A 19,426-nucleotide genomic window follows, 5' to 3' on the forward strand; every position below is an offset into this window, starting at 1 on the left:
TTGATCCGGGAAATCTCGATGCCCGACCTGCACTATGAAGACCCCTTGCTGGCGAACCTCTACGATCTCGACAGCGGCTGGTCGATCGACCGGGATTTCTATCTGGCGCTGGCCGGCCGGGACAAGAAACGCATTCTCGATCTCGGATGCGGCACCGGGCTGCTCGGCGACGCCTATGCCGCTTTGGGCCACGCCGTCACCGGCGTCGATCCGGCGAAAGCCATGCTCGACGTCGCACGGCAGAAACCCAATGGCGCGCGAATCGAATGGGTACAATCGTCAGCGCAGGCCTTCCATTCCAAGCAGCAATTCGACCTGATCATCATGACCGGAAACGCCTTTCAGGTGTTCCTTGAGGACGAGGACATCCTTGCGACCTTCGCAGCGATGCGAAAGCACCTTGCGCCAGATGGGATGATTGCGTTTGAAACCCGCAACCCCGCAATCGACTGGCCCTCACTGTGGAACAGGGATGCCGATCTCGACATTAACGGGCACACCGTCCACCAGTCTCGCCAGATCCTGAAGACAGGCAACAGCCGCATCTCGTTTGAAACGCGCTATGCGCTCGCTGATCGAACGCTTGTCTCCAAGAGCGAACTGCGTTTCCTGTCGCGTCCGGACATCGAAGAGCGCCTGAACGCATCGGGTCTGCGCGCCGAAACCGTCTACGGAGGTTGGCAGCACGAGCCATTCGACGAGGCCGTGTCGCATGAAATGGTCTTCATCGTCAGGGCCGCCTGACCACGCGCGGCACATTTCCCGTTTGCGTCCGCTGCCGCTCGTGGCATAACGCGCCCATGACACAGCTCGATCGCCTGCCGACCAAAGCCGACTTCGCCCATGTCACCGACTGGGTGTTCGATCTCGACAACACGCTCTATCCGCACAGCGTCAATCTGTTCTCGCAGATCGACAGCAACATGACGGCCTATGTGGCGGCCTTGCTGACGATGGAGCCGGCGGAAGCCAGGGTCCTGCAGAAGCAATATTACCGGGATCACGGTACGACGCTACAGGGCCTGATGATCCATCATGGCATCGATCCGAACGACTTCCTCGAAAAGGCACATGCGATCGATTACACGGTCGTGCCCGCCGATCCGGCGTTGGGCGACGCGATCCGCGCGCTTCCGGGGCGTAAGTTCATCTTTACCAATGGCAGCGTCAAACATGCCGAGATGACGGCGCGGGCGCTCGGCATCCTCGATCATTTCGACGATATCTTTGACATCGTTGCCGCCGACTATGTGCCAAAACCAGCCGGCGACACCTATCACAAGTTCATGAGCCTGCATCGGGTCGATACCAAGCATGCCGCCATGTTCGAGGACCTGCCGCGCAATCTCGTCGTACCGAAGGCGCTCGGCATGACAACCGTATTGCTGGTGCCGCGCAATTTCGAATACGAGTTCGCCGAAGCTTGGGAAAAGACATCCGACGGCGACGCTCAGGTCGACTACGTCACCGAGGATCTGACGGGTTTCCTCGCGCGGCTTGTCTCCGAAGGTTGACGGCGTGTAACGAAGCACGATCTCAAGGCCAAAAGCCCGCCGTGTTGCAGCGGCAGAATGTGAAATACGCTAATACCAGCGAGCAATCGCGCGCTACCGAACGCCGTTTGCCATCGGCACCTTCTTGGGATCGATCGTCTCGTAGAATTTCGCGATGATCTCCCATGCCTCGTCCGCCGTTTCGACGAACCGGACGAGTTCGATATCATTGGGCGAGATCGTGCCAAATTCGGCCAGCGCCTCGAAATCGATGATCTTGCGCCAGAACGTCTCGCCGAACAGGATCAGCGGCACAAGCGCCAGACGGCCGGTCTGCATCAGCGTGATCGTCTCGAACAGTTCATCGAGCGTGCCGAAGCCGCCGGGAAACACCACGACGGCCTTGGCGCGCAAGAGGAAATGCATCTTGCGGATGGCGAAATAGTGGAAGTTGAAGGAAAGCTCCGGCGTCACGAAGCGGTTCGGCGCCTGCTCGTGCGGCAGCACGATGTTGAGGCCGATCGAAGGCGCGCCGATTTCGGCAGCTCCGCGATTTCCCGCCTCCATCACGCCCGGCCCGCCGCCGGTGACCACAACATATTCCGTGTAGCCCGACTCCGCCGAATGCTGCGAACACAGCGTCGAAAATTTCCGAGCCTCGTCATAGTAGATCGAGGCGGCCGTCAGGTTCTTGCGCTGCGTCTCGTTCCTCGCCGCCCAGGCGTCGCCGCCGGGTTCGGGAATGCGCGCACCGCCGAACATCACGATCGTCGAATTGATGCCACGCTCAGAAAGGATCATCTCCGTCTTCAGAAGCTCGAGTTGCAGCCGCACGGGGCGCAGTTCCTCACGGGCGAGAAAATCGTCGTCCGTATAGGCGAGCCTGTAGGAGGGCGACATCGATTGCGGCGTCAGCGGAACGCCCGCTGCCTGTGTCCGTGCCTGCCGGCTGTCGACAAGGGGATCCCAGACCCCGCCCTTGCGCCGCAAATTCCGCTTCTTCATTCTTGCCATATCACACTTTCCTGCCGCAAACCGGCAGCCTTACATCGCTGCCGGATGCTCCTTCGAACATCCCGAACGCTACGGTTCAAATCACCGCAGCATATCCCCGTGACATACACCTTCATCCATCGCCGACCGCAACCGAAAAGGCTTCAATTTTTCGGGATCATGCTCTAGAGCATGTTCACGATAGACGCCGAAGTTTAAGGAATTCCGATGACGAACCATGATCTCGCTTCCCTGTCCCAGACCATCGACACGGCTTTCGACAATCGCGACAGCATCACCACCTCGACCCGGGGCGAAGTTCGCGACGCTGTCGAAGCCGCGCTCAACCTGCTCGATAGCGGCAAGGTGCGGGTGGCAGAACGCAGCGCGGACGGCAACTGGTCCGTCAATCAGTGGCTGAAGAAGGCCGTCCTGCTCTCCTTCCGGCTGAGCCCGATGGAGATCGTCAAGGGCGGTCCCGGCGAAGCTGCCTGGTGGGACAAGGTACCCTCCAAGTTCGACGGCTGGAGCGTCAACGAGTTCGAAAAGGCCGGCTTCCGCGCCGTGCCGAACGCCATCGTCCGCCGCTCGGCCTATATCGCTCCCAACGCCATCCTGATGCCGTCCTTCGTCAATCTCGGCGCCTATGTCGGCGAAGGCACGATGGTCGATACCTGGGCAACGGTCGGTTCCTGCGCCCAGATCGGCAAACATGTGCACCTCTCCGGCGGCGTCGGCATCGGCGGCGTGCTGGAGCCGATGCAGGCCGGCCCGACCATCATCGAGGACAATTGCTTCATCGGCGCCCGCTCGGAAGTCGTCGAAGGCTGCATCGTGCGCGAGGGCTCGGTGCTCGGCATGGGCGTCTTCATCGGCAAGTCGACCAAGATCGTCGACCGCGCCACCGGCGAAGTCACCTATGGCGAAGTGCCGCCCTATTCGGTCGTCGTCGCCGGCTCCATGCCGTCGGGCAATGCCACCATGGCGAACGGCCAGCCCGCACCGAACCTCTACTGTGCGGTCATCGTCAAGCGTGTCGATGAAAAGACCCGTTCCAAGACCGGCATCAACGAACTGTTGCGGGACTGAGCAATGTTTACGGAGGGGCAGCAGACCATGTTATGGTTGTTCTTCAGCCCCTCCGGTCGTCTCAGCCGGTTGCCCTATTTCCTCGGCTGGCTGTTCTGGGTGGCAATCAGCGGCTTCGTTTTGGCGCGCATGTACGCCAATGAGGAAAACGACATCGCGCTGGCGCTCTGGACACTGATTCTTGTGGTGAGCGGCCTCGTCTCCGCCGCGTCGATCGTCATGCTGACCGTCAAACGCCTGCACGATATCGGCTATCCCGGCCCGCTCGCCATCTGCCTGTTCATTCCGGTCCTGAGCCCCGTCGTCTTCATCACGCTCTGTCTGTGGCCGGGAAAGCCGGGAGCCAATGAATACGGACCGTGAGAGCGCGCGGCGTGACGGGCAAGCGGGCTCACACTGCTGCTTCGTCGGCAAACCGCATAATCACTTCGAAACCGTCCTTGCGCCCCGTCGCCGGTGACAGTACCTCGAAGCGGACATTCATCTGCTGCAGCAACCGTTCGGCAATCGACAGGCCGAGGCCGGAACCGGGAGACATCGTGGCGCCACGGCCGAACCGCTTGCGGATGGTTTGAAGTTCATCCGGCGCAAGCGGCGCAGCACCATTGACGATCCGCAGCACGCCGCCCTTCTCCAGCCGGATGTCCACCGGCTCCCCGGTCCGGCCGTGCAGCAGGGCGTTCTCGATCAGGTTGCGCAGCACGATGGCAAAGGCGTCCTCGCTGTAGGGGCCTTCCAGCCCGGCACCCTTCTGCCGTTCGAAACGTAGCCTTGACGACGCTTGATCACCACGCTCAGAATCGGTCAGCACCAGTTCGAGAACACGGGCGAGATCGACATTCGTGCTGCTCGCGCCGATCCCCGCCTCGGCGCGAGCCAGTTGCAGCAGCTTCTCCGCCGTATGGCCGAGGTTGACGAGCGAGGTCTCGATCTGCTCGGCCCGGCGCTTTTTCGGTCCGTCGAGCTCGGCGATCAGCATCTGCGTCTGCGCCAGCGCGCCGGCGATCGGCGTGCGCAGTTCATGCGCGCTGTTTGCCGCAAACTCCCGCTCGGCATCGAATGCCGCCTGCAGGCGTGTCAGGAGATGGTTGACGGAGCGGGCGATCGGCCGGAGCTCGCGCGGTAGCATGCGCGACGGCACAGGCGCCATGTTGCCGCCGTCCTTCTCCTCGATCGCCCTTCGCAGGTCGTCGACCGGTGCCAGCGTCCGGCGCACGATCAGCCAGATCAGGCCGATGCTGACGGGAATGAGCACCAGCACCGGCAGGAAAAGCGCCATGCCGCCTTCGGTGATCGCCTCGTTGCGGTTGGCGATCGCATCCGCGACCTGGACGAAGACCGTACCGTCGCCGGTGCTCGCGGTATAAAACCGGTAGTCGGCATTTTCCCAGAAGGCGCGCTTCAGCGGCGCGTCGAACGGTTCCGCCGGCGCATCATGCGAGCGGATCAGGATACGCCCTTGCGTATCGCGGACCTGATAAACGAGATATTCGTCGCCCACATCCTCGGTTTGTCCTTGAAGATGCTGCGGCGAGAAAGGTCCCTGCCATCGATGCAGATCGTCGATGACGAGCGGCAACAGCCTCTCGGCCGTTTCCTTCAGCGAGGCATCGAAGACTTCGCCGAATTCATCCCGCATCACGGAAACACCAAGGCCGGCGGTGATCAGCCAAAAGGCCGTGGTTGCGCCCGTCAGCCAGAGGATCAGCCGCCGCGTCATGTTGTGCTGCCGGCTTGCTCGTTGCTGCGTCACGCCGATGCTCCGATCTTGTAGCCGACGCCGCGCACCGTCACCACATGATCCCTGCCAAGCTTCTTGCGCAGGCGGCTGACATAGACCTCGACCGTGTTGCTTTCGATCTCGGAGCCGAAGGCATAGAGCGCCTCCTCGATCTGCGCTTTCGAGATGATGGCGCCCGGCCGGGAAAGCAGTATGTCGAGCACCGCCCATTCACGGCCGGAAAGCCCCACCTCCTCGCCGCCGGCAAAGATGCGCCGGTCGACCGGGCTGATCTTCACATCGCCGAAACGGATCTCCGGCGAGATGTTGCCGCCGTAGCGGCGGATGACCGCAAGCATGCGGGCACCGAGCTCGCCGAGATCGAAGGGCTTGACGAGGTAATCGTCGGCGCCGCTGTTCAAGCCTTCGATCCGGTCGGAAATCTGGTCGTGCGCCGTGAGGATGATAACAGGTGTGGCAGTGCCTGACGCGCGCAGTTCCCTCAGCAGCGCAATTCCGCTACCGTCCGGCAGCCGCAGATCAAGGAGAATGAGCCCATAGGTAACGGTGCGCAGCGCCATGCGCGCATCCTCGAGCGTCGTCATCCAATCGACGGCGTGGTCTGCAGCCGCGACATGGTCGCGCACCGCCTCGCCCAGAATGATGTTGTCCTCGACGAGCAGAACGCGCAAGCCGCTGGTCCTTCTTTCGGTCAGCTTCCCCCCGCATTCTTATTTCCTCTTGGGCTTTCCCGTCAAACGGCTTTGACCGGCGCGACAAAACGTCCGCTTTCCGGGCAGGGAAAGCGGACGCCGAATTTGCATCGTGGCCCTGCCGGTTACGAAGCCGCACCAGCCCGGCAGGACGACAGAACGTCGAGCGCCGGATCGTAGACCCTGGTAGCGACATTCATCATGCCGAGCACCGTGTGGAAGAGATTGTCGTGGGACTGGGGTTCAATGGTCTTTGCAGCGACGCATGACGGCTCGATGCGGGCCTTGGCCTCGCGGCCGAGCCAGAGCACGAAGGGGATATCCGTCTGCTGGGAGGGTGCGATGAAATAGGGCGCGCCATGCAGATAAAGCCCATGCTCGCCCAGCGATTCGCCGTGGTCGGACATGTAGATCATCGAACCGGCCATCCGGTCCTCGCGGCTTTTCAGCTTGTCTATGATCGTCGAGAGAACGTGGTCGGTATAGAGCACGGTATTGTCATAGGCGTTGACGATCTCGTCGCGGCTGCAATTGCCGAGTTCGGAGGTGCGGCAATCCGGCGTAAAGCGGCGGAAGGCATCGGGATAGCGCTGGAAATAGGACGGCCCGTGGCTGCCGATCTGATGAAGCACGAGCACACTGTCACCCTTGACGCCATCCAGCCAGGCATCGAGACCGTCAAGAAGCACGTCGTCGCGGCATTCGTGATCGATGCAGAAGCGGGGATCGTTCCGGTCCGAAAACGAGGTATAGGCGATGCGATTGGCGATCGCCTTGCTGCCGGTATTGTTGTCCCACCACTCCGCCTTGATGCCGGCATGCGTCAGGACATCAATGAGGTTTTCGGTCTCCAGGCCCTTTTCATGCGTGTATTCGCCACGGGTATAGACCGAGAACATGCAGGGCAGCGAGACGGCGGTGGCCGTGCCGCAGCTCGTCGTGTCGCTGAAATAGCTGATGTCCTGGTGCGACAGTTCCGGGTTGGTCAGCCGCGAATAGCCGCCGAGCGAGAAATCGTCCGCCCGCGCGGTTTCGCCGGCAACGATGATGGCAACCCGTGGTTTGCCGGAAACGGCCGGCGCGATCACATGCGCATCCGTCCCGAGCGGCTGGACGACGATGTTCTTTTCCGCTCCGCTGGCGTTCAGATAGCGCACGGTGCTGGCGATCGGCATCACTGGATTCAACGTCGCGACGAGATCGCGGTGTTGCCGGGTCGCGGCGGCGAAGGTTCGGACATTGGCAAGGGCGGCGGCGGCAAAAATCGCAAGGCAGGGCAGGATCACAGCGAGATTCCACAAGACCTTCTGGGCGATCGGCCGATGGCGAATGCGCACCACCGCAATCAATAGGGAGGGCACAAGGGCAAACACGGTGATGTGGGTGAGGAACCCCGCCGTCATCAGATGGCCGGCTTCCGAGCCCGTCGTCTCGGCGGCGTTGCGGATCATGTCGAGGTCGATGATGGTCCCGTAGCGGTCCATGAACCACGAGGCGGTCGCTGCGCTGGTGATGAGAAGGATGAACAGCGGCTTGGTCAGATATTTCACCGACACGGCAATGCACAGCGCCGAGAACAGCGCGACGAGCCCTATGCAAAGCAGGACGAGGCCGAAACTCGGCAGGCCGAGGTAAGTCACCGCCTTTGCCCAAAAGGTGCCGTTGGTGACGAAGAGCAGATAGAGCGCCACGACCACGCTCAGGGTCGCGCTGCCGATTGCCGGGCGCGCCAGCCGCGGCGCCGTTGCCGGAAGGGTTTCGAGGGCCATTCATCGTCTCCTGCTTGGGTCACACGGGCGGGAATACCCGGAGCGCTGATGCAGCGCCGCCGATCTTGCACCGCGACATCTGGGCCGGTTTTCTGACAGGAACCTGAACGGGGACCGGGCGCGCATGCGGTGAGAGGGGCAGATCGGAAGCGCGCGGCGGGTGAGGTTGGGAAGAGCCGTCCACGTTCAGCCAGCTGTCAGGATTGACCGGTAGACTGGCAGCGAACACTGGAGATTATTGTTTGAAAGAGCGTGGAATTTCTGTGGGGCTGCTCTACGTCGCCGTTCTCATCCTCATCGTCATAACGATCCCGTTTGCCCAATTTGCCCGGCAACCGATCAACCACCGGCAATCGACAGCATTCTCGGTTCGGCTCAATCAGACGAAGATGTAGGAAGGCCCTTTGCGCGTCTGATAGGAGGCGCTGCGCTGTACCGGCGAGGAGCGGACAGGCAGGGCTGCCGTAATGACCGAGACGCCACTGGTCACTTGCCACCTGGCTGCAAGACCTCTCATCAGCCCCTTTGCGCTTAGCCTGAAGGCATCCTATTATTCCAAGATGGTGGCAGGCCGCTTGGGAGGTATTGAATGTCGGCAGTGCCTTTCTCGAAGATATCGGCGCCACTCAACGGACTGCTCGCTGCGATCGGGCTCATGGCCGTAGCGGCGCTTACGGCACCGGATATAGCCGGACGAACCAGGCTCGCTTCGGAGCTCCTGCTCGCCGGCATCTGGGTCATCTATTGCCTGCAACTGACCGGGACGCTGTTTATCCAGCGGACGACAGACCTCCGGGACAGGATACCCGTAATCGCCGTCGATGTGCTCGCTGTTTTGGTCCCTCTCGCCGCGTTCCTGCTCGACGGTACGCGCGACCAGAGCCTCTACTGTGCCGTCTGGCTGCTCAAGCCGCTGCGCGATTCGACCTTTTTCCGGCTGGTGGGCCGGGTCCTTACCAACGAGGCGCGCAACCTGATCGGCGTCACCTCGGTCTTCGGCATCATCCTCTTCTGTGCGGCGCTCGTGGCCTATATCATCGAGCGCGACGTCCAGCCGGACAAGTTCGGCAGCATCCCCCAGGCGATGTGGTGGGCGGTGGTGACGCTATCGACCACAGGCTATGGCGACGTAACGCCGCAAAGTTTCGCCGGCCGCGTCCTTGCCGGGCTGGTCATGATGTGCGGCATCGGCATCTTTGCGCTCTGGGCCGGCCTCCTCGCCACCGGCTTCTATGAGGAAGTCCGCCGCCAGGACTTCGTGCGCAACTGGCAACTGGTTGCGGCCGTGCCGCTGTTCCAGAAGCTTGGCTCGGCCGCGCTCGTCGAGGTCGTGCGCGCGCTGAGACCGCGCGTCGTGCCGGCCGGCACCATCATCTGCCGCAAGGGCGAGACCGGCGACCGGATGTTCTTCATCGTCGAGGGCCGCGTCATCGTTGCAACACCGAACCCGGTCGAGCTTGGCGCCGGCAGCTTCTTCGGGGAGATGGCGCTGATCAGCGGCGAGCCCCGCTCGGCGACCGTCAGCGCCGCGACCGAAGTCTCGCTCCTGTCGCTATATTCGGTGGACTTCCAGATGCTGTCCAAAAACAGCCCGGAGATCGCCGACATCATCCGCAAGACCGCGCTCGAACGGCGCGGCGCCGTACCGGATCCTCCTCTTGGGGGAAAGGACACAAAATCCAACACCTGAGCCGAAGGCCAAGTGTTGGATTTGTTACGAAGGGGATTCTTTTCCGGACCTCGAATTTCCCCGTCCATCCCCGCCCTGAAAACCCGTGCCATGATCGTTGCGTTCCGTCATCGGCTACCCCGCGAGGCGTCGCGGCGAGGCGGGACCGGCGCCGGGGAGAAGAGGGAGATCAACTCCGCTCAAGCAGAGGCTGCCCCCGTGACAGCCCGGTGGGGATCGGCTACACCAAGCCCTCGAAGACAACAGGCCTTTCTGATGACCGCTACCGATCCCGTCGCCAATCTCGCCACCCTGATCCGCTGCCCGTCCGTGACCCCTGTCGAAGGCGGCGCCTTGAGTGCGCTCGAAACAATGCTGAAACCGCTCGGTTTTGCCGTCGATCGGGTAATGGCCACCGAGGACGGTACGCCGGATATCGAAAACCTCTATGCCCGCCTTGGCACGGATGGTCCGCACCTGATGTTTGCCGGCCATACCGACGTCGTGCCGGTCGGCGACGAAACTGCCTGGAAGCATGGCCCGTTCTCGGCCGATATTGCGGATGGCGAGATGTATGGCCGCGGCGCCGTCGACATGAAGGGCGGCATCGCCTGTTTTGCCGCTGCTGTCGCCCGTCATGTCGAAAAAAATGGCAAGCCGCCGGGCTCGATCTCCTTCCTGATCACCGGCGACGAGGAAGGCCCGGCGATCAACGGCACCGTCAAGCTGCTCGAATGGGCGGCGGCGAGGGGCGAGCGCTGGGATGCCTGCCTCGTCGGCGAGCCGACCAATCCCGACCGTCTCGGTGACATGATCAAGATCGGCCGGCGCGGCTCGCTGTCGGGCACCGTCACCGTGCACGGCGTGCAGGGCCACGCCGCCTATCCGCATCTCGCCGACAGCCCGGTGCGCGGCATCCTTGCCCTGACGCAGGCGCTGATGGATCCGCCCTTCGACGGCGGCACCGACAATTTCCAGCCATCCAATCTCGAGGTGACGACGATCGATGTTGCCAACAAGGCGGTCAACGTCATTCCGGCCAAGGCGTCGGCGCGCTTCAACATCCGCTTCAACGACACCTGGGACGCCGATAGCCTGAAGGCCGAGATCATTGCCCGCCTCGACCGCGCCAGCGCCGACAGCGTGCTTCGTCCCGGCCGGCCGCCCGTTAAATACGATATCGTCTGGAGCGAGCGCCCGAGCCATGTCTTCCTCACCCGCAACAATGCGCTGATCGCCTCCCTGTCGGGCGCCGTCGAAGCCGTCACCGGCCGCGAGCCGAAGCTGTCAACCACCGGCGGCACGTCGGATGCGCGCTTCATCAAGGATTACTGCCCGGTCGTCGAATTCGGCCTGGTTGGCCAGACCATGCACATGGTCGACGAGCGCGTCGCCGTGGCCGACCTCGAGACGCTGACGCGGATCTACGAAACCTTCATCAGCCGCTGGTTTGGCCATGCCGCAGATTGAAGAGGTCGGCAATTACATCAAGGGGATCTGGCTGTTGATCCTCGGTGACAAGAGCGGATTCGACTGGCTCGACATCACCGCGCTCGGCGTCTGGCGCTCTTTCGCCGCCTTCCTCTGGTGCCTGCCGGCGATGGCCGTCGGCTGGGCCGCCTGGCGCCTCTACTATCTGGCGAACATGCCGCAGGGCGCCGAGACGGGGCTGATCTTCATTCTCAAGCTGCTCTTCGTCGACATGGCGATGTGGGTCGTGCCGCTGGTGCTCGTCGCCGCCCTCGCAAAGCCACTCGGCTACGGCGAACTGCTGGCACCGATCATCATCACCAGCAACTGGCTGGCCGTGCCCACCGTCTATGCGATGGCTGTTCCGCTTGCGATCAGGCTGGTCATTCCCAATAGCGAGGGCCTGACGAGCGTGCTGTCGCTGATCCTTCTGCTGGCGAATTTCACCGCAATTTTCCGTTTGGTGAAAACCATCGCCAACAACCAGACACTGCTCGCCTCCGCATTGTCTGCCCTGCTGATCCTGCCGTGGCTGATGCTCGGTGAAAGTCTTCCGCGGGTGTTTGGCCTGATGCCGGCCTGAATTGCTGGTTGTCAGTAATCGACCTGCATGAAATAGAGCCCGTCAGGCGGCGCCACCGGGCCGCAGGCCCTGCGATCCCTCGCCGCCAGTGCCGCGCGCACGTCTTGCGGCGTCCACTTGCCCTCGCCCACCAGCTTCAGCGTGCCGGCGAAGGAGCGTATCTGGTTGTGCAGGAAGCTCTGCGCCGTGGCGCGGATTTCGACGAGGTCGCCGTCCCGCGTCACATCGAGCCGGTCGATCGTGCGCATCGGGCTGTTGGCCTGGCAATGGGTCGAGCGGAAGGTGGTGAAGTCATGATGTCCGACCAGCATCTGGGCTGCAACGTGCATCGCCTCGTGATCGAGCGCCTTCGGCACCCACCAGGCCCGCTTCGCCTCGAGCGCGAGCGGCGCCGGTCGGGAGATGATGCGGTAAAGATAATGCCTTCTCAGCGCCGAAAAACGCGCGTCGAACTCGGGCATCACTTCCGCGGCGTCAATGATCGCAACCTGTTCTCTGGCCAGCCCGAGATGGGCATTGAGCGCATTGCGCAAGGTCGCGGGCTTCCAGTGCCGTGTGAGGTCGACATGCGCCACCTGCCCCTTGGCATGCACGCCGGAATCGGTGCGCCCCGCGCCTCGGATCGAAACGGTCTCGCCGGTGAGGCTGAGGATCGCCTTCTCGACAGCGCTCTGCACCGAGGGGCCGTTCTCCTGCCGCTGCCAGCCGACATAGGCCGAGCCGTCATATTCGATCGTCATGCGGAAACGTGGCATCAGTGAAGCCTTGTGCCGGCCGGAATGGGCGTGCCGCGGCGGAAATCGTCGGCGTCGAGGACCTTGCCGCCCGCCTTCTGCAGACGGGTCAGACGCACCGAACCATTGTCGCAGGCAATCGTCAGGTCGTCGAACAGGGCGGTGCCGGTTTCGCCGCCCACGTTTTCGACAACGGACGAGAGAACCTTGATCCGCTCCATCTTGCCGCCGATTTCGACCTCGAACCAGGCGCCGGGGAAAGGCGAAAGACCGCGAATATGATTGTGAACCTCGGCCGCTGTCCTGGAAAAATCGATCCGCGTTTCCGCCTTGCTGATCTTCGCTGCATAAATGACGCCATGCTCCGCCTGCGGCGTCAGCGGCAGGTCGCCACCATCGAGCTTTTCCATGGCGTCCTTCATCAGGTCCGCTCCAACCAGCATCAGCTTGTCGTGCAGTTCGCCGGCCGTCATCTCGTTGTCGATGGCCACGACCTCGGTCAGCGCCACCGGGCCGGTGTCGAGCCCCTTGTCCATCTTCATCACCATCATGCCGGTCTCATGGTCGCCCGCCATGATCGCCCGCTGGATCGGCGCGGCACCCCGCCAACGCGGCAAAAGCGAGGCATGGCCGTTGTAGCAGCCAAGCCGCGTGCCGTTGAGGATGTCTTCCGGCAAAAGCAGGCCATAGGCGACAACGACAGCGACATCCGCATCAAAATCGCGAAATGCCTGGCGGTCGGCCGCATCCTTGAAGTTAACCGGCGTCAGCACCTCGATGCCGAGCAGTTCCGCCGCCTGATGCACAGGCGATTTGTGCAGGTCGAGGCCACGGCGACCACCGGGGCGCGGCGGCTGGGTATAGACCGCGACGATCTCGTGGCCCGCCTCGGCGAGCGCCGCCAATGTCGGAACCGAAAATTCGGGTGTTCCCATGAAGATGATGCGAAGCGGCACGGCGCGCGGACTCCCGTTCTGATCAGGCCCCTTCAAACGGGTTTATGAGCTTCAAATCAAGCCCCTCGAAGTCTTTTGTATTGCGGGTCGCCAGCGTCGCATCGTGGGACAGACAGATCGCGGCAATCATGGCGTCCTTGGTTTCCATGGGCCTGCCCTCCTTCTGCCGTTGAGCGGATAACATGCCGTAGCTCGCGGCAACATTCTGCGTGAAGCTCAGAATCCGCCCGGAAAACTCTTCTTCGATCCGATCGAAAGTTTGACGCAAACTCTCACGCCGAGCTCCCGGCTCCAGCAGGGCCACTCCGAAATGGATTTCCGCCATCGCGATCGCCGTTAGGAACACGACTTCGCTGTCGTACCGGTCCAGCCATCGAAGGATCAACTCGCTATATCGTCGTCCTTGAAGTTCGGAAATGACGTTGGTATCTAGAACGATCATTTGAAGTCCGGCGGCGAGCGGTCGGGCTGTTTGCGAAACGCATCGATGGCGCGCAGCTCGTCATCATCGAATTTCGCATCGCCCAAGATGGCACGCAGCCGCTGCCCAGCCGTTTGACCTCGGCGCTGTTCCCGTTCTAAGGCGGACCGAATTTGCACGATGGCCTCGTCGGAAAGGCTGCGGCCGTTCCGACGCGCACTTTCCTGCAATTCGACCTTCAGAGCGTCGTCAATTCCACGAAGAAGCAGATCGCCCATGCGCAACCTCCACGATGATATCAGTGATATCATAGGCGCGAAGGTCATCATTTTCAATGGAACCGTCAGATCGCCTTGGCGCCGCGGACCTTGGCGGCTTTGGTGAACTTGCGGATCACCATTTCGCGCTTGAGCTTGGAGAGATGGTCTATGAACAGCACGCCGTTCAGGTGGTCGATCTCGTGTTGCAGGCAGGTCGCCAGCAGTCCATCCGCCTCCACTGTCTGCTGCTTGCCGTCGCGATCGACATATTCGACGGTGATTGCAGCCGGGCGCTCGACTTCCGCATAGTAGTCCGGGATAGACAGGCAGCCTTCCTCATAGACCGAGCGCTCGTCGGAAGACTTCACGATCTGCGGGTTGATGAAGACCAGAGGCTGTTTTTCCTCGCCTTCCTTCGAAAGGTCGATCACGAGCATGCGGCGGGGAACGCCGATCTGGATCGCTGCCAGGCCGATGCCAGGCGCGTCATACATCGTGTCCAGCATGTTTTCAGCGAGGCGCCGGACGTCGGCATCAACCGTTTCCACCGGCTTGGAAAGCTGGCGCAGCACGGGATCCGGAAGAATGATGAGCGGCTTGATGGTCATCCGGCTCCCATAACCGATCTTTCGCGTGGATGGAATTCTCGTTTTCAAGATTTTTGCCGGGAAAGTGGGAGCTTATACCATTTGATTCACCAATGTTCTTGTTTTGATCTGGTCACACCCGTCGAATCCGCTTAGGTTGCGCCTATGGAACCTGTGACACTCACCCTCGACCAGCCTCTTTTCATCCTTGATGCCTATCCGGTCACGCTCGGCATGTGCCTGTTGGCTGCCGTCGCGATCCTGCTGCTTGCCGGCATTCCGGCCGTGCTTCGGCGGCAGCGCACACGGCAATCGGCGCTGGAGGCGGAACAGCGGATGACCGCGCTGCTTGCCGCGCAGACCGAAATGCAAGGCCGCATCGCGGCGATGGCCGAGGTGTTCGGCGCGCGGCAATCCGAGCTCAACCAGTCGATCAGCCAGAGGATCGACGGCATGACGCACCGGCTCGGCAGTTCGATTGCAGAGCAGACCAAGGCGACACACGAGAACCTGCGCCGGCTGCAGGAGCGGCTGGCGGTGATCGACACGGCGCAGACCAATATCCAGTCGCTTGCGAAGGACATGGCCGGACTGCAGAGCATTCTTTCCAACAAGCAGACACGCGGCGCCTTTGGCCAGTCGCGCATGGAAACGATCATCGCCGACGGCCTGCCAATGGGCTCCTACGCCTTCCAGACGACGCTGTCGAACGGATCGCGGCCCGACTGCACGATCCGGATGCCGAACGGCCAGCCAGTGCTGGTGATCGACGCGAAATTTCCGCTTGAAGGCTGGAATGCCATCCGCAGCGCTGGCGAGCCGGAGGCAGCGCGGCAGGCGACGCAACAGTTCCGTCGCGACATGGAGGTGCATATCCGGGATATTTCGGGGAAGTATCTGATCCCCGGCGAAACACAGGACACCGCTTTCCTGTTCGTGCCCTCCGAATCGATCTTTGCCGAAATCCACGAGAATTTCGAAGGCATCGTCCAGAAGGCGCACCGGGCGCGGATCGTCATCGTCTCGCCATCGCTGCTGATGCTGTCGATCCAGGTCATCCAGGCGATCCTGCGCGATGCGCGGATGCGCGAACAGGCGCATCTGATCCAGGGCGAGGTGATCCGGCTGATGGAGGATCTGACCCGGCTCGACGACCGGGTGCGCAAGCTGCACGGCCACTTCCTCACCACGCAGAAGGATGTCGACGATATCCTGACCTCGTCGGAGAAGCTCAAGCGGCGTGGAACAAGGATCGAGGCGCTGGACCTCCAAGCGGCCGGCTCCCCGCCCGATGCCAAACCGGAACAGAAAACCTTCGACAATCGCATGGGGCAATTGAAGCTGCGGGTGGTTGACGAGGACTGACCGTCTCGGGCACTGTCCGGCAAAAATCGCCTGCCGGGGGAGACGCATCAGATGATCACAGTTTTCGGTTCCATCAACATGGACCTGATCGCCACCACGGCGCGGCTGCCCAAGCCCGGCGAAACCGTCGCCGGATCGGGCTTCTCGACGGCCGCCGGCGGCAAGGGCGCCAATCAGGCCTTGGCAGCGCGACGCGCCGGAGCGGCCGTGCGCATGGCCGGTGCCGTCGGATCGGACAGTTTTGCCGACGGCGCGCTGGCACTTCTGAAACAGGCAGGAACCGACCTTTCTCTGACCAAAACCGTCAGCGAACCGACCGGCACCGCCCACATCCTCGTCGGCGGTGATGGCGAGAACGTCATCGTCGTGGTGGCAAGCGCCAACGGCACCGTCAGCGCAGATGATGCAACCGCAGCCGTGGATACGATGAGCGCCGGCGACACGCTGATGCTGCAACTGGAGATTCCGGCGGAATCGGTAGAACGGGCGCTGGTAACGACGAAAGAAAAGGGCATCACCTCGATCATCAACATCGCCCCGCTGACGAAAGATGCCGCGCGGCTCGGACGCATGGCTGATATCGTCGTTGCCAACGAGACGGAATTCGAGCTTTTGGCGGGCCGTCAAGGATTGTCGGCCGAGGAGCGCATCGAGGCGATGCAAGGCCTTTCGCGCGAAACGGGGCAAACGGTGATCGTGACGCTCGGCGCCGAAGGCGTGGTTGCCGTGCGCAACGGCAATGTGCATCGCGCCAAGGGGCTGAAGATCGAGCCGGTCGATACGGTTGGGGCAGGCGATACATTCTGCGGTTATCTCGCAGCCAGCCTCGACGCTGGCATCGATTTCAACAAGGCGCTACGCCGTGCCGCTGTCGCCGGCTCGCTCGCCTGCCTGAAACCGGGCGCTCAGCCGGCCATCCCGGAAGCCGCCGAGGTCGACGCAAAGGTCTGATCGCAACGGACGCAATCGAGTTCCTGCGCAATCAGGACACTGGACGTCGTCGCTGCGGCATAAGCGTTTGATTTATCCGCGAAACGCGCGATCTAGTCACATCGCGTTGTGCCAATTTTAATAAATATCGCGCTATCCAAGCAATTACAAAGGCCCGCCTTCCAGGATCAAGGGCGGCCTTACGATGTCGGTCGGCATCTGGCGCTCCATGACGGGGCATCTCCCAAACTAGATCGCGTCACGCCGCGGCTGTGAAACCCGCGGTCTTCACCATGCGGGGACATTCATGTTCAAGTTCCAAGCCAAATCGCTGGCCACCAAACTGATTGCGGTGACGGGCGGCATCATTGCGCTCGTCCTTCTTGCCTCCAACTACGTGCTGATTTCCCAGACCCAGGATCGTGTCGAAACGCTGGTGCTCGATCAGGCGCGGACCGAAGCGAAGGCGATCGCATCCGACATCGCCAGCAACATCGCCGAGCTTGCAGGCGCCGCCCGCTCGACGGCAGGCGTGATCGGTCGCGGCCACGAAGGCGGCTATCTCGACCGCAAGGGCGTCGTCGACATGCTGAAGGCTAATGTCGAGAAGAATGCCTTCGCGTTCGGCAGCTGGTTTGCCGAGGAGCCGAATGCCTTTGACGGCAAGGCCAAGGACTATGCTGGCAAGAAGGATTTTGGCGCCGCCAAGGATGGAACGCTCAATCCCTATTGGACGAAGGGCAAGACGGGTATCGACTTCTCGACCTTCGATTCCGACTACCCGGCTGAATGGTATGCTCTGGCGGCCAAGAGCCTCAAGGGCGCGATGACGGCGCCCTACACGGAGACGACGACGGGTGACAACAACTCGATGTCCTCGATCGCCTACCCGGTCATGTCGAACGGCAAACTGCTCGGCGTCTCCGGCGTCGACGTTTCCCTGACGTCACTTGCCAACAAGGTGAAGGACATCCGTCCCTTCGGTTCCGGCCGCGTGACGCTGCTGTCACAGACCGGCAAATGGCTCGTGGCCCCGAACCCGGACCTTCTGATGAAGGATTATGACGGCGTCGGTGCCGATGTGGTCAAGAATGCGCTTGCCGCCTCTCAGCCCGGCATGATCCACGACCTGAGCGATGACGGCCATGAAACCTTCGACCGCGTCGTCTATCCTTTCGCACTGCCGGATGTGAACACGACCTGGGTCGTCCTTGTCGATGTGCCGCAGACCGCAATCAATGCCCCGGTCGTCGACCAGACCTACATGATGATCGTCGGTGGCCTGATCGTGCTCGGCGCCGTGTTGCTCGGCCTCTATCTTGCCGTTCGCCGCTTCGTCCAGAAGCCGCTTGCCGGCCTGGTGAGCGATGTCGAGAACCTGAGCAAGGGCGTCTACACCGCCCCGGTTTCCGGCCAGGATCGCACCGACGAAACCGGTTCCGTTGCCAAGGCGCTGGAAGGTTTCCGTCATCAGCTCGCCGATACCAAGCGGCTGGAAGCGGAAGCCCAGCGCGAGCGCCTGCAATCGGAACAGCAGCGTAGCCAGTCCGAAACCGAACGCGCCCAGTCGAACGCCACCCAGCGCGAGATCGTCGCCAAACTGGCGAAGGGCCTGTCGCAGCTCTCCTCCGGCGATCTCGCCTATCGCATCACCGAGGACTTTCCGGGTGAATACGCCCAGCTGAAGAGCGATTTCAACTCCGCCATGGAAAGCCTCGAAGAGACGATCCAGACGGTCAACACCTCCGTCGTCAATATCAGCACCGGCACCAGCGAAATCAGCAACGCCGCCAACGACCTCTCGCACCGCACCGAGCAGCAGGCCGCAAGCCTGGAAGAAACGGCAGCCGCGCTCGACGAACTGACCTCGCAGGTCAATGCCAGCGCCGACAATGCCAAGGTCGCGGCGAAATCGGTCGAGACCGCCAGCAACGACGCCGAGCAATCAGGGGACGTCGTGCAGAAGGCGATCGCCGCAATGAAGGGCATCGAGCAGTCGTCTGGCGAAGTCAGCCGCATCATCGGCGTCATTGACGAAATCGCCTTCCAGACCAACCTGCTGGCACTCAATGCCGGCGTCGAAGCCGCCCGCGCCGGTGATGCCGGCAAGGGATTTGCCGTCGTCGCCCAGGAAGTGCGCGAACTCGCCCAGCGCTCGGCAAACGCCGCCAAGGAGATCAAGGCGCTGATCAACACCTCGGCCGGACAAGTGCGCGAAGGCGTCGATCTCGTCGGCCGCGCCGGTGGTGCGCTGCAGAAGATCTCCGACCAGGTGGTCCAGATCAATGGCCTGATCCGCCAGATCTCCGGCTCGGCCTCCGAACAGGCCGTTGGCCTCAAGGAGATCAACACGGCGGTCAACCAGATGGACCAGGTGACGCAGCAGAATGCTGCCATGGTGGAAGAAACGACAGCAGCCAGCATGGCGCTGAACGAAGAGGCGCGCGCGCTGAGCACACTCGTCTCCCGCTTCCACGTCGCGCGCCAGGCCCCGGCCGACATGCTGCGCAATACCGCCGAAAAGATGCGGGCACCCGCAAGGGCACCGGCACTGAGCTACAGCGCGCCTGCCAAACCGGCACCGGCTCGCTACGTCGCCCCACCGCAAAAGGCAGCGCCGCAGGTTTCCGGCAATACGGCTCTCGCCCAGGACAACTGGGAAGAATTCTGAGCC

The 19,426-nt window shown here is 62.2% G+C and carries 20 protein-coding genes; 11 read left to right on the forward strand and 9 right to left on the reverse strand.

The window, feature by feature from the left end:
* The first annotated feature begins 18 nt into the window (after positions 1 to 18).
* Both ACSQ2W_RS05500 and ACSQ2W_RS05505 read left to right on the forward strand, forming a co-directional pair.
* Positions 19 to 744 carry a class I SAM-dependent methyltransferase gene (locus ACSQ2W_RS05500; RefSeq protein WP_436085354.1) on the forward strand — a complete coding sequence of 242 codons (726 nt, stop codon included), beginning with the start codon at positions 19 to 21 and terminating at the stop codon, positions 742 to 744.
* A 56-nt stretch (positions 745 to 800) separates the two neighbouring features.
* The gene (locus ACSQ2W_RS05505) at positions 801 to 1,514 is read left to right on the forward strand and encodes a pyrimidine 5'-nucleotidase (RefSeq protein ID WP_436085355.1); all 714 of its coding nucleotides are present in this window, start codon (positions 801 to 803) and stop codon (positions 1,512 to 1,514) included.
* Positions 1,515 to 1,607: 93 nt separating this feature from the next.
* Here ACSQ2W_RS05505 and ACSQ2W_RS05510 read toward each other — a convergent pair whose 3' ends face one another.
* Positions 1,608 to 2,507, reverse strand: coding sequence for an LOG family protein (locus ACSQ2W_RS05510; protein WP_436085356.1), 900 nt, complete (start codon positions 2,505 to 2,507; stop codon positions 1,608 to 1,610).
* Positions 2,508 to 2,714: 207 nt separating this feature from the next.
* On the opposite strand from ACSQ2W_RS05510, the gene dapD reads away from it, so the two are divergent.
* Positions 2,715 to 3,575 carry a 2,3,4,5-tetrahydropyridine-2,6-dicarboxylate N-succinyltransferase gene (gene dapD / locus ACSQ2W_RS05515; protein WP_436085357.1) on the forward strand — a complete coding sequence of 287 codons (861 nt, stop codon included), beginning with the start codon at positions 2,715 to 2,717 and terminating at the stop codon, positions 3,573 to 3,575.
* 3 nt (positions 3,576 to 3,578) lie between these two features.
* Positions 3,579 to 3,938 (forward strand): DUF805 domain-containing protein, encoded by a 360-nt coding sequence (locus ACSQ2W_RS05520; protein ID WP_436085358.1) that lies wholly within the window; start codon positions 3,579 to 3,581, stop codon positions 3,936 to 3,938.
* Positions 3,939 to 3,966: 28 nt separating this feature from the next.
* On the opposite strand, the gene ACSQ2W_RS05525 is transcribed toward ACSQ2W_RS05520, so the two are convergent.
* From ACSQ2W_RS05525 to ACSQ2W_RS05535, 3 genes are all read right to left on the reverse strand, one after another.
* Positions 3,967 to 5,295, reverse strand: coding sequence for an ATP-binding protein (locus ACSQ2W_RS05525; protein ID WP_436087681.1), 1,329 nt, complete (start codon positions 5,293 to 5,295; stop codon positions 3,967 to 3,969).
* Positions 5,296 to 5,324: 29 nt separating this feature from the next.
* The gene (locus ACSQ2W_RS05530) at positions 5,325 to 5,987 is read right to left on the reverse strand and encodes a response regulator transcription factor (RefSeq protein ID WP_436085359.1); all 663 of its coding nucleotides are present in this window, start codon (positions 5,985 to 5,987) and stop codon (positions 5,325 to 5,327) included.
* A gap of 146 nt (positions 5,988 to 6,133) precedes the next feature.
* Positions 6,134 to 7,777, reverse strand: coding sequence for a phosphoethanolamine transferase (locus tag ACSQ2W_RS05535; RefSeq protein WP_436085360.1), 1,644 nt, complete (start codon positions 7,775 to 7,777; stop codon positions 6,134 to 6,136).
* 242 nt (positions 7,778 to 8,019) lie between these two features.
* On the opposite strand from ACSQ2W_RS05535, the gene ACSQ2W_RS05540 reads away from it, so the two are divergent.
* From ACSQ2W_RS05540 to ACSQ2W_RS05555, 4 genes are all read left to right on the forward strand, one after another.
* Positions 8,020 to 8,172, forward strand: coding sequence for a hypothetical protein (locus ACSQ2W_RS05540; protein WP_436085361.1), 153 nt, complete (start codon positions 8,020 to 8,022; stop codon positions 8,170 to 8,172).
* Between the two features lie 194 nt (positions 8,173 to 8,366).
* Positions 8,367 to 9,467 (forward strand): cyclic nucleotide-gated ion channel, encoded by a 1,101-nt coding sequence (locus tag ACSQ2W_RS05545; protein ID WP_436085362.1) that lies wholly within the window; start codon positions 8,367 to 8,369, stop codon positions 9,465 to 9,467.
* A 255-nt stretch (positions 9,468 to 9,722) separates the two neighbouring features.
* Entirely contained in the window at positions 9,723 to 10,916 is a 1,194-nt protein-coding gene (gene dapE, locus ACSQ2W_RS05550; protein WP_436085363.1) for a succinyl-diaminopimelate desuccinylase, read from the forward strand.
* Positions 10,903 to 11,499: a hypothetical protein gene (locus ACSQ2W_RS05555; RefSeq protein ID WP_436085364.1), complete on the forward strand. Its 597-nt coding sequence runs from the start codon at positions 10,903 to 10,905 to the stop codon at positions 11,497 to 11,499. Before dapE ends, ACSQ2W_RS05555 begins: the two co-directional genes overlap by 14 nt.
* An 11-nt stretch (positions 11,500 to 11,510) precedes the next feature.
* Here ACSQ2W_RS05555 and truA read toward each other — a convergent pair whose 3' ends face one another.
* The 5 genes from truA to def form a co-directional block, all read right to left on the reverse strand.
* Positions 11,511 to 12,254 carry a tRNA pseudouridine(38-40) synthase TruA gene (truA, locus tag ACSQ2W_RS05560; protein WP_436085365.1) on the reverse strand — a complete coding sequence of 248 codons (744 nt, stop codon included), beginning with the start codon at positions 12,252 to 12,254 and terminating at the stop codon, positions 11,511 to 11,513.
* Complete coding sequence (fmt, locus tag ACSQ2W_RS05565) at positions 12,254 to 13,189, reverse strand: methionyl-tRNA formyltransferase (protein ID WP_436085366.1); 936 nt, start codon at positions 13,187 to 13,189, stop codon at positions 12,254 to 12,256. The genes truA and fmt overlap by 1 nt, the downstream gene beginning before the upstream one ends.
* A 22-nt stretch (positions 13,190 to 13,211) precedes the next feature.
* Entirely contained in the window at positions 13,212 to 13,631 is a 420-nt protein-coding gene (locus ACSQ2W_RS05570; protein WP_436085367.1) for a type II toxin-antitoxin system VapC family toxin, read from the reverse strand.
* A complete protein-coding gene (locus ACSQ2W_RS05575; protein WP_436082807.1) occupies positions 13,628 to 13,888 on the reverse strand; it encodes a FitA-like ribbon-helix-helix domain-containing protein in 261 nt (86 codons plus the stop codon). The genes ACSQ2W_RS05570 and ACSQ2W_RS05575 overlap by 4 nt, the downstream gene beginning before the upstream one ends.
* A gap of 65 nt (positions 13,889 to 13,953) precedes the next feature.
* Positions 13,954 to 14,478 carry a peptide deformylase gene (def, locus tag ACSQ2W_RS05580; protein WP_436085368.1) on the reverse strand — a complete coding sequence of 175 codons (525 nt, stop codon included), beginning with the start codon at positions 14,476 to 14,478 and terminating at the stop codon, positions 13,954 to 13,956.
* 144 nt (positions 14,479 to 14,622) lie between these two features.
* Between def and ACSQ2W_RS05585 the strand changes: the two genes are divergently transcribed.
* The 3 genes from ACSQ2W_RS05585 (at position 14,623) to ACSQ2W_RS05595 (ending at position 19,423) form a co-directional block, all read left to right on the forward strand.
* Entirely contained in the window at positions 14,623 to 15,822 is a 1,200-nt protein-coding gene (locus tag ACSQ2W_RS05585) for a DNA recombination protein RmuC (protein WP_436085369.1), read from the forward strand.
* A gap of 51 nt (positions 15,823 to 15,873) precedes the next feature.
* On the forward strand, positions 15,874 to 16,773 hold the full coding sequence (locus ACSQ2W_RS05590) for a ribokinase (RefSeq protein ID WP_436085370.1): 900 nt from the start codon (positions 15,874 to 15,876) through the stop codon (positions 16,771 to 16,773).
* Between the two features lie 286 nt (positions 16,774 to 17,059).
* A complete protein-coding gene (locus ACSQ2W_RS05595; RefSeq protein WP_436085371.1) occupies positions 17,060 to 19,423 on the forward strand; it encodes a methyl-accepting chemotaxis protein in 2,364 nt (787 codons plus the stop codon).
* Positions 19,424 to 19,426: the final 3 nt, after the last annotated feature.

Origin of the sequence: Pararhizobium sp. LjRoot255, from assembly GCF_964252905.1 — a bacterium.
Classification (GTDB): Bacteria; Pseudomonadota; Alphaproteobacteria; order Rhizobiales; family Rhizobiaceae; genus Pararhizobium.

Excerpts from the sequence above, each read along its gene's own strand:
- ACSQ2W_RS05500 (WP_436085354.1), top strand. The coding sequence starts at position 19 with ATGCCCGACCTGCACTATGAAGACCCCTTGCTGGCGAACCTCTACGAT.
- ACSQ2W_RS05505 (WP_436085355.1), top strand. The coding sequence starts at position 801 with ATGACACAGCTCGATCGCCTGCCGACCAAAGCCGACTTCGCCCATGTC.
- ACSQ2W_RS05510 (WP_436085356.1), bottom strand. The coding sequence starts at position 2,507 with ATGGCAAGAATGAAGAAGCGGAATTTGCGGCGCAAGGGCGGGGTCTGG.
- dapD (WP_436085357.1), top strand. The coding sequence starts at position 2,715 with ATGACGAACCATGATCTCGCTTCCCTGTCCCAGACCATCGACACGGCT.
- ACSQ2W_RS05520 (WP_436085358.1), top strand. The coding sequence starts at position 3,579 with ATGTTTACGGAGGGGCAGCAGACCATGTTATGGTTGTTCTTCAGCCCC.
- ACSQ2W_RS05525 (WP_436087681.1), bottom strand. The coding sequence starts at position 5,295 with ATGACGCGGCGGCTGATCCTCTGGCTGACGGGCGCAACCACGGCCTTT.
- ACSQ2W_RS05535 (WP_436085360.1), bottom strand. The coding sequence starts at position 7,777 with ATGGCCCTCGAAACCCTTCCGGCAACGGCGCCGCGGCTGGCGCGCCCG.
- ACSQ2W_RS05545 (WP_436085362.1), top strand. The coding sequence starts at position 8,367 with ATGTCGGCAGTGCCTTTCTCGAAGATATCGGCGCCACTCAACGGACTG.
- dapE (WP_436085363.1), top strand. The coding sequence starts at position 9,723 with ATGACCGCTACCGATCCCGTCGCCAATCTCGCCACCCTGATCCGCTGC.
- ACSQ2W_RS05555 (WP_436085364.1), top strand. The coding sequence starts at position 10,903 with ATGCCGCAGATTGAAGAGGTCGGCAATTACATCAAGGGGATCTGGCTG.
- truA (WP_436085365.1), bottom strand. The coding sequence starts at position 12,254 with ATGCCACGTTTCCGCATGACGATCGAATATGACGGCTCGGCCTATGTC.
- ACSQ2W_RS05570 (WP_436085367.1), bottom strand. The coding sequence starts at position 13,631 with ATGATCGTTCTAGATACCAACGTCATTTCCGAACTTCAAGGACGACGA.
- ACSQ2W_RS05575 (WP_436082807.1), bottom strand. The coding sequence starts at position 13,888 with ATGGGCGATCTGCTTCTTCGTGGAATTGACGACGCTCTGAAGGTCGAA.
- def (WP_436085368.1), bottom strand. The coding sequence starts at position 14,478 with ATGACCATCAAGCCGCTCATCATTCTTCCGGATCCCGTGCTGCGCCAG.
- ACSQ2W_RS05585 (WP_436085369.1), top strand. The coding sequence starts at position 14,623 with ATGGAACCTGTGACACTCACCCTCGACCAGCCTCTTTTCATCCTTGAT.
- ACSQ2W_RS05590 (WP_436085370.1), top strand. The coding sequence starts at position 15,874 with ATGATCACAGTTTTCGGTTCCATCAACATGGACCTGATCGCCACCACG.
- ACSQ2W_RS05595 (WP_436085371.1), top strand. The coding sequence starts at position 17,060 with ATGTTCAAGTTCCAAGCCAAATCGCTGGCCACCAAACTGATTGCGGTG.